This window comes from Streptomyces sp. NPDC002520 (genome assembly GCF_053595235.1).
Map to the genome: position 1 here is coordinate 20405 of NZ_JBSFXG010000035.1, position 12403 is coordinate 32807.

General features: G+C 72.4%; 15 protein-coding genes. 8 read left to right on the forward strand and 7 right to left on the reverse strand.

Annotated features, from left to right (window positions below; all coding sequences use genetic code 11):
• Window positions 1–24 precede the first annotated feature (24 nt).
• Window positions 25–1248: a sensor histidine kinase gene (locus ACWD5D_RS34675; protein WP_451376779.1), complete on the forward strand. Its 1224-nt coding sequence runs from the start codon at window positions 25–27 to the stop codon at window positions 1246–1248.
• Window positions 1245–1910 carry a response regulator gene (locus tag ACWD5D_RS34680; protein WP_451376780.1) on the forward strand — a complete coding sequence of 222 codons (666 nt, stop codon included), beginning with the start codon at window positions 1245–1247 and terminating at the stop codon, window positions 1908–1910. Before ACWD5D_RS34675 ends, ACWD5D_RS34680 begins: the two co-directional genes overlap by 4 nt.
• Here ACWD5D_RS34680 and ACWD5D_RS34685 read toward each other — a convergent pair.
• Together ACWD5D_RS34685 and ACWD5D_RS34690 are read right to left on the reverse strand one after the other, a co-directional pair.
• Entirely contained in the window at window positions 1871–2155 is a 285-nt protein-coding gene (locus ACWD5D_RS34685; protein WP_451376781.1) for a DUF6332 family protein, read from the reverse strand. The genes ACWD5D_RS34680 and ACWD5D_RS34685 overlap by 40 nt on opposite strands.
• 78 nt (window positions 2156–2233) lie before the next feature.
• A complete protein-coding gene (locus ACWD5D_RS34690) occupies window positions 2234–3724 on the reverse strand; it encodes an MFS transporter (protein ID WP_451376782.1) in 1491 nt (496 codons plus the stop codon).
• 85 nt (window positions 3725–3809) lie between these two features.
• Here ACWD5D_RS34690 and ACWD5D_RS34695 point away from each other — a divergent pair, with 85 nt between their 5' ends.
• The gene (locus ACWD5D_RS34695; protein WP_451376783.1) at window positions 3810–4211 is read left to right on the forward strand and encodes a MarR family winged helix-turn-helix transcriptional regulator; all 402 of its coding nucleotides are present in this window, start codon (window positions 3810–3812) and stop codon (window positions 4209–4211) included.
• Between the two features lie 7 nt (window positions 4212–4218).
• Here the strand turns inward: ACWD5D_RS34695 and ACWD5D_RS34700 are convergent, their stop codons facing one another.
• The 3 genes from ACWD5D_RS34700 to ACWD5D_RS34710 form a co-directional block, all read right to left on the reverse strand.
• On the reverse strand, window positions 4219–4959 hold the full coding sequence (locus ACWD5D_RS34700) for a maleylpyruvate isomerase family mycothiol-dependent enzyme (protein WP_451376784.1): 741 nt from the start codon (window positions 4957–4959) through the stop codon (window positions 4219–4221).
• A 100-nt stretch (window positions 4960–5059) separates the two neighbouring features.
• Window positions 5060–6223 carry an MFS transporter gene (locus ACWD5D_RS34705; RefSeq protein ID WP_451376785.1) on the reverse strand — a complete coding sequence of 388 codons (1164 nt, stop codon included), beginning with the start codon at window positions 6221–6223 and terminating at the stop codon, window positions 5060–5062.
• A 23-nt stretch (window positions 6224–6246) separates the two neighbouring features.
• Window positions 6247–6498: a hypothetical protein gene (locus ACWD5D_RS34710; RefSeq protein ID WP_451376786.1), complete on the reverse strand. Its 252-nt coding sequence runs from the start codon at window positions 6496–6498 to the stop codon at window positions 6247–6249.
• A gap of 222 nt (window positions 6499–6720) precedes the next feature.
• Between ACWD5D_RS34710 and ACWD5D_RS34715 the strand changes: the two genes are divergently transcribed.
• From ACWD5D_RS34715 to ACWD5D_RS34725, 3 genes are all read left to right on the forward strand, one after another.
• Window positions 6721–7107 (forward strand): sigma factor, encoded by a 387-nt coding sequence (locus tag ACWD5D_RS34715; RefSeq protein ID WP_451376787.1) that lies wholly within the window; start codon window positions 6721–6723, stop codon window positions 7105–7107.
• Between the two features lie 8 nt (window positions 7108–7115).
• Window positions 7116–7844, forward strand: a complete 729-nt coding sequence (locus ACWD5D_RS34720) for a DUF899 domain-containing protein (protein ID WP_451376788.1) — start codon at window positions 7116–7118, stop codon at window positions 7842–7844.
• 257 nt (window positions 7845–8101) lie between these two features.
• Window positions 8102–8497 (forward strand): luciferase domain-containing protein, encoded by a 396-nt coding sequence (locus ACWD5D_RS34725; protein ID WP_451376789.1) that lies wholly within the window; start codon window positions 8102–8104, stop codon window positions 8495–8497.
• Between the two features lies 1 nt (window position 8498).
• Here ACWD5D_RS34725 and ACWD5D_RS34730 read toward each other — a convergent pair whose 3' ends face one another.
• Window positions 8499–9278, reverse strand: a complete 780-nt coding sequence (locus ACWD5D_RS34730) for a DeoR/GlpR family DNA-binding transcription regulator (RefSeq protein ID WP_451376790.1) — start codon at window positions 9276–9278, stop codon at window positions 8499–8501.
• A gap of 122 nt (window positions 9279–9400) precedes the next feature.
• Between ACWD5D_RS34730 and ACWD5D_RS34735 the strand changes: the two genes are divergently transcribed.
• Together ACWD5D_RS34735 and ACWD5D_RS34740 are read left to right on the forward strand one after the other, a co-directional pair.
• On the forward strand, window positions 9401–10282 hold the full coding sequence (locus ACWD5D_RS34735; RefSeq protein WP_451376791.1) for an SIS domain-containing protein: 882 nt from the start codon (window positions 9401–9403) through the stop codon (window positions 10280–10282).
• A 26-nt stretch (window positions 10283–10308) separates the two neighbouring features.
• Window positions 10309–11169, forward strand: a complete 861-nt coding sequence (locus ACWD5D_RS34740) for a class II fructose-bisphosphate aldolase (RefSeq protein ID WP_451376792.1) — start codon at window positions 10309–10311, stop codon at window positions 11167–11169.
• Window positions 11170–11253: 84 nt separating this feature from the next.
• Here ACWD5D_RS34740 and ACWD5D_RS34745 read toward each other — a convergent pair whose 3' ends face one another.
• Window positions 11254–12390: a methyltransferase gene (locus ACWD5D_RS34745; RefSeq protein ID WP_451376831.1), complete on the reverse strand. Its 1137-nt coding sequence runs from the start codon at window positions 12388–12390 to the stop codon at window positions 11254–11256.
• Window positions 12391–12403: the final 13 nt, after the last annotated feature.

Sequence of the window (12403 nt, forward strand, 5' to 3'; positions counted from 1 at the left end):
CCGTCGGCGTCTAGCGTGGCGGGCATGGAAGAGCAGCGCGGCCCCGGGCCCACGCACTGGTGGCGGTACGGGCCGCCGTGGTGGAACCGCTCCGCAGGCGACGCCGAGACGCGCCCCGCGCGGATGCCCTGGCGGTCCACGGCGCTGGTCACCGTGTTCGTGCTCGTCGGCTCGCACTTCGCCGCGCACGGGCAGCCTCACCGCGAGCCGCTCGACACCACCGGGCGCGTGCTGCTGCTCGTTGCCTCCCTCCTGCTGCTGTGGCGACACCGCCACCCGGCGGCAGTCGCCTTCGGTACGGCGGCCGCGGTGCTGGTCTACACGGGCGCGGGCTACCCCTACGGGCCGGTGTTCCTGACCGTCGTCGTCAGCTGCTTCAGTGCCGTCGTCGCCGGGCACCGGCGCGCCGCCTGGACGGCCCTCGGCCTGCTGTGGGCGGGGCATGCGCTGATCGCGCTCCGGCTGTACCGCTGGCTGCCGCCGGCGGGGGACAAGGGCGCGAGCATCGGCCAGGAGATCGTCGTCACCACCTGGGTGCTGGTCGTCGTCGCGGTGGCCGAACTGGCCCGGGTGCGGCGCGAGCAGTGGGCCCGGGAGCGGGCGGACCGCGCGCAGGCCGCCAAGCGGCGCGCGGACGAGGAACGGCTGCGGATCGCCCGGGAGTTGCACGACGTGCTCGCGCACAGCATCTCCGTCATCAACGTCCAGGCGAGCATGGGTCTCGCCCTGCTGGACAGCGACCCCGAACAGGCGCGTACGGCACTCACCACCATCAAGGCCGCGAGCAAGGAAGCACTCGGGGAGGTGCGCCAGGTCCTCGACACCCTGCGCGCACCGGGCGCAGCGCCACGCGCCCCCGCGCCCGGCCTCGACCGGCTCCCGGAACTCGTCGAGCAGGCGGCGGCCGCCGGCCTGACGGTCGAGGTCGACGGCGAGCCGCCGCGCCTGGCGCCTGGCGCCGGCCTGGCGGCCTTCCGCATCGTGCAGGAGGCCCTCACCAACGTCGTACGGCACTCCGGATCCCGGCACGCGTGGGTGCGCCTCGAGCACGACGGAGACGAACTGCGGGTGCGCGTCGACGACGACGGACCCGCGACCGGAGCCGACGCGGGCGGCGGCGGCAACGGGCTGGCCGGGATGCGGGAGCGCGCCGCCGCGCTGGGTGGCACGATCGAGGCGGGCCCGCGCCCCGACGGTGGCTTCCGGGTGCTCGCCGTACTGCCCTTGCACACCAGGGAGGACCAGTGATCCGGGTACTGCTCGCCGACGACCAGTCGCTCGTGCGGGCCGGCTTCAGGGCGCTGCTCGACGCGCAGCCCGACATCGAGGTGGCCGGCGAGGCGGCGGACGGTGAGGAGGCGCTGCGCCGGGTGCGTGAACTGCGGCCCGACGTCGTCCTGATGGACATCCGCATGCCCCTGCTCGACGGGCTGGCCGCGACCCGGCGCGTCACCGAGGACGCGGAACTGGCGGACGTGAAGGTGGTCATGCTCACCACCTTCGAACTCGACGAGTACGTCTTCGAGGCGATCCGCTCGGGCGCCTCCGGGTTCCTGGTGAAGGACACCGAGCCGGACGAACTCGTGCGCGCGGTACGGGCGGTGGTCGGCGGAGACGCCCTGCTCTCACCGGGTGTCACCCGGCGCCTGATCGCCGAGTTCGCCGCCCGCTCCAAGGAGCCCGCCGCCGCCCACGCCCTCGCCCGGCTCACCGAGAGGGAGCGCGAGGTGATGGCGCTGGTCGGTATCGGCCTGTCCAACGAGGAGATCGCCCGCCGCCTGGTGGTCAGCCCGCTCACGGCGAAGACCCATGTCAGTCGGACGATGGTGAAGCTGGGCGCCCGGGACCGCGCCCAACTCGTCGTCCTCGCCTACGAGTCGGGGCTGGTGCGGCCGGGCTGGCTCGGCTGAGACTCCCGCCGGAAGCGGACCAGCACGCTCACCACCCGGACCACGAACACCACCGCGGCCAGGGCGATGCCGAGGCGCGGCAGCACCGACGACAGCGGATGCGGCAAGGAGAAGAGGAGAGCCGGCCCGGCGACGGCCCCGAACAGGACGGCCGCCGCGAACGCGGCGCCGGCCAGCGCGTATCCGATCTCCACCGTGGCCGCGTCCTGCTCGGCCCTGGTGCGTCGTCCCCCGTGTGCGTGCATCACGTCAGTCTCACAGGTGTGCGCCCGGCGGGGCGATCCGCCACGCGCCGGGCGCACACAGGGAGGCGTTCCCCCCTCTCAGTCGCGGACCGCCACGCGCTCCGCGTCCGCCTCCTTCACGGTGGACCGGGCGACCACGATCGACTGCTGGGCCTGACGGCCGCGCACACCGGTGAGGGAGATCAACAGGCCGACCAGGGCGATGCCCGCGACGACCGTGAAGCCGGGCCGGTAGCTGTCGAGGACGGCCTGCGGGGTCGCGTGCGCGGGAGCCGACGCGGTCACCACGGCCGTCACGACGGCCAGGAAGATCGCCCCGCCCACCTGCACCGAGGTGTTCAGCAGCCCGGAGACCATGCCCTGCTCGTGGTCCTCGACCCCGTTGGTCGCCTGGATGTTGAGCGAGGGGAAGACCAGGGCGCAGGCCGCGCCGATCAGCAGCATCGACGGCAGGACGACGGCCGCGTACACCGGGTCGAGGTCGATGCGCAGGAACAGCGCGTATCCGGCGGCCATCAGCGCGAAGCCGGCCGCGATCAGCCGCGGGGTGCCGAACCGGTCGACGATCGCGCCGACCTTCGTCGACGACACCGCCACCAGCGCGCCCGCGGGCAGGAAGGCGAGCGCCGTGTGCAGCGCCGACCAACCGAGCAGCGACTGCATGTAGAGGGTCGTCAGGAACTGGAAGCCCACGTACGAGCCGAAGAAGGCCACCGCGCCGAACTGGGCCCGGACCTGGCTGCCCGAACGCAGCACGCCCAGCCGGACGAGTGGGCTCGGCGAGCGCCGCTCGACCAGCACGAACGCGGTCAGCAGGACGGCGACGGCCAGGAAGGACAGGAGCGTGCGGGCCGAGGCCCAGCCGGCCTCGGGCGCCTGGACGACGGTGAACACCAGCAGCAGCATCGAGGCCGTTCCGAGGACGGCGCCCGGGATGTCGTAGCCGTCGTGGTTCTCCTCACGGGCGCTGCGCGGCAGCAGCTTGAGACCGGCGGCGAGGGCGATCAGCGCGATCGGGGCGGGCAGCAGCATGGTGAGGCGCCAACTGGCCTCGGTGAGCAGACCGGAGAGGACCAGACCCATCGAGAAGCCGGTGGCCGCGCAGGTGGTGTAGATGGAGAGAGCGCGGTTGCGCAGCGGACCCTCCGGGAACGTGGTGGTGATGATCGACAGGCCCGCCGGCGCGGTGAAGGCCGCGCTCAGGCCCTTGATGAAGCGGCTCGCGATCAGCAGCGGACCCGAGTCGACGAGCCCGCCGAGCAGCGAGGCGAGGGCGAAGACGCCCAGGGCGACCAGGAACACCCGGCGCCGGCCGAGCAGGTCGGCGGTGCGTCCGCCGAGGAGGAGCAGTCCGCCGTATCCCAGGATGTAGCCGCTGACGATCCATTGCAGGGTCGACGTGGACAGATGGAGATCGGAACCGATGGACGGCAGCGCGACGCCGACCATCGACACGTCGAGCGCGTCCAGGAACATCGCGGCGCACAGCACCAGCAGGGTGCCCCACAGCCGAGGAGTCCAGCGGACCGCCGGCTCCGGGGACGCGGAAGGGGTGAGCGGAGAGGTCATGCCGAGGAGACTACATGCGTACGCATCAAATGCGAACGCATTTAATTACGATGCAATAATTCTGCTTCTCTGCTACCGTGCGTTCATGGCGGCGAAAGAAGCCGAGCGGACGCTCGCCGAGCAGTGGCGGGGCATCCTGGCCCTGCATGCCCGCACCCAGTGCGAGCTGGACCGGGCCCTGGGCGGACACGGCCTGTGCGCCAGCGACTTCGAGGTCCTCGACGTGCTCGCCGGCGACTCCTCGGGGGACGGCCGCTTCGCCTACCGCGTGCAGGAGATCTCCGACCGCGTCCACCTCAGCCAGAGCGCCCTGTCCCGGCTGATCGGCCGCCTCGAGAAGGACGGCCTCGTCGAGCGGGCCATGTGCCCGGACGACCGGCGCGGAGTCAGCGTGGCGCTCACGGCGAAGGGGCGCGCGCTGCACGGGGAGGTACGGCCCGTACAGCGCGCGGTGCTCGCCCGGATGCTGACCGACGACGCCGGCTGAGTCGGCGTCAGATCCCGGACTTCTCCCGCCACAGCGCCGCGAGAGCGAGGTCGCCCGTCACGCTCGGCACCGGCACCCGGTTCCACAGCGCCAAGTACAACTGGTCCGCCGGGCCCGCGAGTTCGGCCTCGGCCTCCCCGGACCCGTCCCGCGTCGCCACCGGCGGCTCCTCCGACAGCCGTACGGTCCACGCCGCGTCGGCGCCCGCGTCCACCGCGCGCACTCGCAGCACCCGCGGTGTCTTTGTGCGGACCCGGCTCCGAGGGCGTGCGTGGAAGCCGCGCAGCAGTTCGTCGATGCCGTCGGCCGCGAACTCCGTGGTGATCGCGGACGCCGTGCCGCCGCGGGCCGCCTCGGCGTCGTAGCGGTGGACGGCCGTCTCGTGCGCCTGTCGCCGCGTCCAGAACGTCAGGGGCGAGGGGCAGGGCGCCGGGTGGAAGGTCCAGCACTCGAGATCGGCGGGTGCGGCGGCCAGCGTGTCGACCAGCAGGCGGTGGCTGTCCCGGTACCAGGCGACCAGTTCGGCGCCGTCCAGGTCCGGGGCGTCACCCAGGGGTCGCGGAGCGGTGTGCCCCTCGGCGACGAACGCGGCGGCCCAGCGGTGCACCGCGCCCGTGTGCCGCAGCAGGTCCTTCACCTGCCATTCCGGGCAGGTCGGCACCTTGGCGTCCGTACCCGCAGCTTCGGCGGCCGCGGCCAGCGACCGGCCCTCCCGGTCCAGGGTCTCGAGGAACTCGGCAGTCTCCATGGGGTCGAGTCTGCCGGACGGGGTGCGCGCGCAGGCAGCCGGACGGGGTGCGCGCGCAAGGAGTCGGCGCAGTGGGCGGGGCGGCGGCGGGGGCCCGGGGTCAGCCGGTCATCGCCCGGTGTGTCGTCGCCCCGATGAGCGCGGCCACGGCGGCCAGCGCGGCGACGCTGGTGAGCGCCGTGGCCAAGGAGAACCAGGCCGCCATGAAGCCGATCGCGGGTGGTCCCAGAAGCATGCCGCCGTACCCGAAAGTGGAGGCCGCGGCGACACCGGACGGACCCGCCAGCGCGCCGGCCCGCTCCACGGCGACCGGGAAGAGGTTGGCCAGTCCCAGACCGGTGACGGCGAAGCCGATCAGCGCCGCCCAGACGGAGGGTGCGAGGGCGCCGAGCAGCATGCCGGCCGTCGCGGTGGCGCCTCCGGCGATCACGGTCCGGGCACGCCCGAGGCGCTCCAGCAGCGCCGTCCCGGACAGCCGGCCGGCGGTCATCGCGAGCGCGAAGCACGAGTACCCGGCCGCTGCCGTCCCGGACGAGGCCGTCAGGTCCTGCTGGAGGTGGAGGGCGCCCCAGTCGGCCATGGCGCCCTCGCCGTAGGCGCTGCACAGGGCGATCAGGCCGAAGACGACGACGAGCCCACGGGTCCGGGTGTCCGGGCGGTGCGGACCGCCCGCTTCCCGGCGGGGGCGGTCCGGTGGGACCGGCGACTCGTACCGCAGGAGGGCGCGTCCCGCGACGGCGGTGACCAGCAGTCCGACGAGCGTCAGGCCGAGCAGGTGCCGGGCGGGGGAGAGGGTGCCGGCGACAAGCCCGCCCAGCCCGGCACCGATCATTCCGCCCAGGCTGAACGCCGCGTGGAAACTGGGCATGACGGGCCTGCCCAGCGCCCCGACCAGGTCGACGGCCGCGCTGTTGAACGCCACGTTGATACCCCCGTAGGCCGCTCCGAACAGGAGCAGTACGGCGCCGAGGGTCAGGGCCGAGTGGGTGAGCGGGGGCAGGGCGACGCTGAGGGAGAGAAGTACCGCGCAGAGCACGGTCACCCGGTGACTGCCGACGCGGCGGCACAGCCGTCCGGTCAGCGTCATCGTCACGACCGCCCCCGCGGAGACCCCGAGCAGCGCGAGCCCGAGCCCGCTCGCGGAGGCGTGGGTCTGCTCCTTGACGGCGGGGATGCGCACCACCCAGCCCGCGAAGATGAAGCCGTCCAGGGCGAAGAACGTGGTGATCGCGATCCGGAGTCGCGTGAGATCGGGGCCCGGCACGACGCTGTGCGAACGGGATTTGTTTAGTAGCGGCACAAAGTCAGGCTAGGTGGGGTGCGGGGTCGGGGCAAGGGGAGCGCCGGGTGCGCATCCCGCTGCCTTTCCCGCTCCCGCTGCCTTTCCCGCTCCCGCTGTGCGGGATCCGTGGCGTCCCGTTCGCGGCCGGCGGCCAGGACACGGACTCCGGCGGCGGTGAGGGCGTCGGCGGTGGCACGGCCGACGCGGCTGCCGCTGCCGCTGCCGGCGCCGATGACGAGGGCATTGCGGATGGTCATGAGGTATCTCCACTCGTGATGCGTCGACGCCGTGTCGCATCGACGGCGTGGGGGCGGGAGGGACGAGAGCGCGACGACGATCTCCGTTCCTCCGGGCGCCCGGGTGCGAAAACGCGGTCGCTTGTGGAGACACAGCGGTGCCGTGGAACTCACCGATGACTTTTCGGCCTGGACGGTGTCGGTATCTGCGGAAGACTGGAGAGGCGAGGCGAGGAATCCGTGGTGATCGAATCGACTCTGGACCGTGCGCGGGCGGGTGACGGCGAGGCGTTCCGCGAGCTCACCGAGCCCTGCCGGCGCGAACTCCAGGTGCACTGTTATCGGATTCCCGGCTCCGTGCAGGACGCGGAGGACATGGTGCAGGAGACCCTCCTGGCCGCGTGGCGTGGGCTCGGGGGATTCCGGGGGCGGTCCTCGGTACGCGCCTGGCTGTACCACATCGCGACCAACCGCTGTCTTTACGCGCTGCGCGACACCGGCCGCCGGCCACAGCCGTGGCAGCCGGCCAGGCGACCGGATCTCCGCCGTCACCCGCTTCGGCGACAACGGCCTCTTTCCTCTGTTCGGGCTGCCGCGAACGCTCCGCGATCTCTGAGAACCGGAAGGTGAACGTCATCATGAAGACACCCCCGATCGTCTCGCGCGAGGAGTGGGAGGCGGCCCGTCGGCAACTCCTCGTGGAAGAGAAGCAATTGACCCGCGTCCGTGACGCACTGGCCGCCAAGCGGCGGAGGATGCCCTGGCTGGCGGTGGAGGAGCAGTACGCGTTCGACGGCCCCAAGGGGAAGGCGAGTCTGCTCGACCTGTTCGACGGCCGTCGTCAACTGATCGTCTACCGTGCCTTCTTCGAGCCCGGGGTGTTCGGCTGGCCGGACCATGCCTGCCGCGGCTGTTCCATGGTGGCCGACCATGTCGCCAACCTCGCGCATCTCCATGCCCGTGACACCACGCTCGTGTTCGCCTCGCGCGCGCCGCAGCCGGACATCGAGCGCGTGAAGGCGCGGATGGGCTGGACGATGCCCTGGTACACGATCACCGACGACTTCGACACCGACTTCGGGGTGAACGAGTGGCACGGCACGAACGTGTTCATCCGCGACGGTGACAGCGTGTTCCGCACCTACTTCGTCAACAACCGTGGTGACGAGGTGATGGGGAACACCTGGACCTATCTCGACATGACCGCGCTCGGGCGGCAGGAGACCTGGGAGGACTCGCCCGAGGGCTATCCCCAGACCCCGCCGTACGAATGGTGGAACTGGCACGACACGTACAGCGACGCCGAGACGGCGCCCGAGTGGCTGACCATCACCCGCCGAACCACCGGGGAACAGGCGGAAGGATGAGAACTGGCGAGCGAGTTCATCAGATGTAGGGCTCTTTGTCCTACCGGAATCCGATAGGAGGAGTGCGCGGGCGAGGTGCCTTCGGCCGACGGCGGATGCAGGGTGCGCACAGGGTCCGACGTCGGCAACGGTCCCCGAGGCTCGACCTGTTCGCGGCGCCGGTCCGTCGCTCGGCGGCCGGTCCGCTCACGGACACAGGATGGTTAATGCTTGCCGACGCGCTGGTTGCGGACGGGTGAGCGGTCCATGATGGAGTCATGACGTTGGCCTCGCGCGCGTTCGCGCAACTGGCGACCTGGCCGGACCTGAGACGGACGGCCCCGAGCTGCGGCCTGGGACAGGCGGTGAGTTCGATACAGGGCGAGATCGCCCACTTCCACTCGGCCCGGGACGTCGACCTGCGGATGACCGACCGGGCCGTGCGGCGGTTCGCCAAGGACATGCGGCACACCGGTGCCATCCGGATCGTGCCGGGCTCGCAGTGGGTGACCCTCCGGCTCGACGCCGCGAGCGACGTGGACCTGCTGCTGACGCTGGTGAGTGTGGCGCTCCAGGCGCAGCAGGTCTGGCCCGACGCGGCAGGGCGAGCGGTGACCGGCTGCAACGACCAGCGTGGGGCGGGGTTCGTGAAGGTCGACCGCAGCGGATACTGACTCACACCGCGAGGACTCGGATCCCCGCCTCCTCGAACCTCTGCACCGTCCCCTCGTCGGCGGCCACGTCCGTGACGAGCGTGTCCACCAGCTCCGCCGCGCAGATCCGGGCGAACGCCCGCTGGCCCAGCTTGCTGGAGTCGGCGGCGACCACCACCCGCTCGGCGCGCTCGCACAGCAGCCGGTTGATCGCGGCCTCCGCCTCGTCGTGAGCCGCCGCGCCGTGCGTGACGTCGAAGGCGACGACACCGAGGACCGCCATGTCGAGCGTGACCTGACCGAGCACCCCGTCCGCGAGCGGACCGATGAGCTCGTACGACTGCGCGCGCGCCACCCCGCCCGTCACCACGATCTTGAACTGGGGCCGTACGGCAAGCTCGTTGGCGATGTTGAGCGCGTTCGTGACAACGGTCAGCGCGGGTGTTCCGGTGCCGAGGTCGGGGCGCACGGCCAGGGCGCGGGCCACCTCCGTGGTGGTGGTGCCGCCGGTCAGCCCCACCGCCTCGCCCGGCGCCACCAGATCGGCCACCGCCTTGGCGATCCGCTGCTTCTCGGAGGCGCGGCGGGCCGTCTTGTAGCGCAGCGGCAGCTCGTACGACACCCCGTGCACGACCGCCCCGCCCCGGGTGCGCACCAGCATCTGCTGCTCGGCGAGCTGGTCGAGGTCCCGGCGGATCGTGGCCGCCGACACCCCCAGCTCGGCCGCCGCGTCCTCGACCTCCAGCCGGCCGCGCTCGACGAGCAGTTCCAGCAGCGCCTTCCAGCGGGCGTCCCGGGACATCCGCAGCCTCCGTTCCTTGTGTACCCGGCGACCCTAGCGCACCCTGCTCTGCGCTCGAATGCTTGATTGTGCTCGAAAGCTCGCTATATCTTGCAGGAACAATCAGAAAGGGAGGGTGTGGCATGAGCCATGTCCAGGGCGAACTGAACAGCCAGCCCGAGTGCTGGACGCGGGTGGCCGAGGAGGCGGGGCGGCACCGCGAGGCGCTGCCGGTGCCGGGGGAGCGGGTCGCGATCGTCGGCTGCGGCACCTCGTACTTCATGGCGCAGGCGGTGGCCGCCCTGCGCGAGTCCGCCGGGCAGGGCGAGACCGACGCGTTCGCCGCGTCCGAGTTCCCACGCGGCCGCTCGTACGACCGCGTCGTCACCCTCACCCGCTCCGGCACCACCACCGAAGTACTCGACCTCCTCGGGCGGTTGAAGGGCGGCACCCGGACCACCGCGATCACCGCCGACCCCGCCACCCCCGTGATGAAGGCGGCCGACGACCTCGTCGTCCTGGACTTCGCCGACGAACGCTCCGTCGTGCAGACCCGGTTCGCGACCACCGCCCTCACCCTCCTGCGCGCCCACCTCGGACTGCACACCGAGGCCGCCGTCGCGGACGCCCGCACGGCCCTCACCACCCCTCTTCCCGCAGGGCTCGTGGAATGCACCGAGTTCACCTTCCTGGGCCGGGGCTGGACCGTCGGACTCGCCAACGAGGCAGGCCTGAAGATGCGGGAGGCGTCGCTGTCCTGGACCGAGGCCTACCCGGCGATGGAGTACCGGCACGGGCCGATCAGCATCACCACCCAGGGCACCGCAACCTGGATGTTCGGCGAGGCTCCCGAGGGTCTGGCCGAACAGGTACGCGGCACCGGCGGGTTGTGGATCGAGGGCCGGCTCGACCCGCTCGCGGAACTCGTCCGCGCCCAGCGTCTCGCCGTGGCCGTCGCCGACGCGCGCGGCCTCGACCCGGACCGGCCGCGCCACCTCACCCGTTCGGTGATCCTCGCCCCCTGACCCGCGCCAAGGAAGAGAGACAAGTCGTGCCCCTCGCGACCACCGGCGAGCTGGTCACCCGAGCCGCCGGAACCCGCTCCGCCGTCGCCGCCTTCAACGTCATCACCCTCGAACACATCGAGGCCGTCATCGCCGGCGCCGAGTCCACGGGCGCCCCCGTGGTCCTCCAGGTCAGCGAGAACGCCGTCAAGTTCCGCTACGGACGGCTCCTGCCGCTGGCCCGCGCGGCCGTCGCCGCCGCCGAACGCGCCGACGTACCCGTCGCGTTGCACCTCGACCACGTGCAGAGCGACGACCTGCTGCGCCAGGCGTTTGGAGCCGGCTTCAGCTCCGTGATGTACGACGCCGCCCGGCTGCCGTACACCGGGAACCTGGCGGCGACCCGGGCCGCGGCCGACTGGGCGCACAGCCAGGGCCTGTGGATCGAGGCCGAGCTCGGGCAGGTCGGCGGCAAGGACGGCCGGCCCCCGCTGGACGCCCACGCGCCCGGCGCCCGCACCGATCCCGACCAGGCCCGCGACTTCGTGGCCCGGACCGAGGTCGACGGCCTGGCCGTGGCCATCGGCAGCGTGCACGCCATGACCACCCGCACCGCCGCCCTCGACCACGGCCTGCTCGAGCGGCTGTCCGCCGCGCTCACCGTCCCGCTCGTCCTGCACGGCTCCTCGGGCGTACCGGACGACGCCCTGGTCGCCGCCGTCGCGGGCGGCATCGGCAAGGTCAACGTCGGCACCGCCCTCAACGCGGCGATGACCGGCGCGATCCGGGAGTTCCTCGCCGCCCACCCCGAGGCCGTCGACTCCCGCAAGTACCTCAGCGTGGGCCGGGAGGCCATGGCCCGGGAGGTGGCCCGGATCATCGGTGTCCTCGGCCGCGCCGCCGGCTGACCGCGCGCCACACGGCCCCCTCACCTGGCCGACGTCGGTGCGGCGCACGGTCTCGTGCGCCGCACCGACGTCCGACGTCCTGTCCTAGCCCTGCTTGACGGCCCTCAGCAGCACGAACTTCGGGTCGCTCGCGACGAGTTCGCTGTTCCCGAACAACCGCTTGAGCTTGACGTGGTACCCCAGGTGCCGGTTGCCGATCACCCACAGCTCACCGCCCGGCCGCAGCGCGCGCTTCGCCCCGGTGAACATCCGCCACGCCGTCGCGTCGGTCGTCGCCTGATGGGAGTGGAACGGCGGGTTGTTCAGCACGAGGTCAGCACTCCCGGGGGCCACCCCGGCCAGCCCGTCCCCGACCCGGAACTCGGCGTGCCCCGGTACCCCGTTGGCCCGGTACGTCGCCTCGGCCGAGGCGACGGCCTGGAACGACTCGTCCACGAACAGCACTTCGGCCTCCGGGTCGGCCAGCGCCACCGCCGTACCGACGACCCCGTTGCCGCAGCCGAGGTCCACCACCCGGCCCCCGCGCGGCCCGGCCGGCAGGTGCTCGAGGAGGAACCGGGTGCCGATGTCCAGCCGGTCGGCGCAGAACACGCCGGCGTGGTTGACGACCGTGTGCCCGGACACCGTGCCGATCCCGTCCGGCAGGGCGTAGCGGTACGGCCACGGGTTCGCCGGCCGCACCAGGGCCGGGTCGGGGGTGCAGAAGATCAGCCGGGCCTTCTGCCGCGCCAGCGAGGTCCGGGTCGGACCGAGAATCCGCTCGAACAGCTGAAGCGTGGACGTGTGGATCTCCTTCACCATTCCGGTGCCGACGACCACCGTTGCCTCGTGCACGGCGGGCGCGAGCCGCAGCAACTGGTCCTCCAGCAGCGCCAGGCTCTTCGGCACCCGCACGAGCAGCACGTCCACCCGCTCCGGCGGCGGGTCCTGGGTGGTGAGCAGACGCACGGCACCCGGCTCGACACCGGCCCGCACGAGATTGCGCCGGGTCGCCTCCTGGCTCAGGAAGGAGTCGGTGATCTGCGTCGGCCGGTGCTCCGCGAGGGCCGTCGCCAGCGCGCCCCAGCGGTCGCCGACCAGCACGACCGCACCCGTGAGCGCCACCCCCTCCTCGGCCAGGTGCCGCAGCAGGTAGGAGTCGGAGGCGTCCCACGCGCGCAGCCGGTCGCGGGGATCCTCGGGGAAGCGGGACAGTTCGATCTCGCCCCACGGAGTCGTCATACGGTCGTTCATC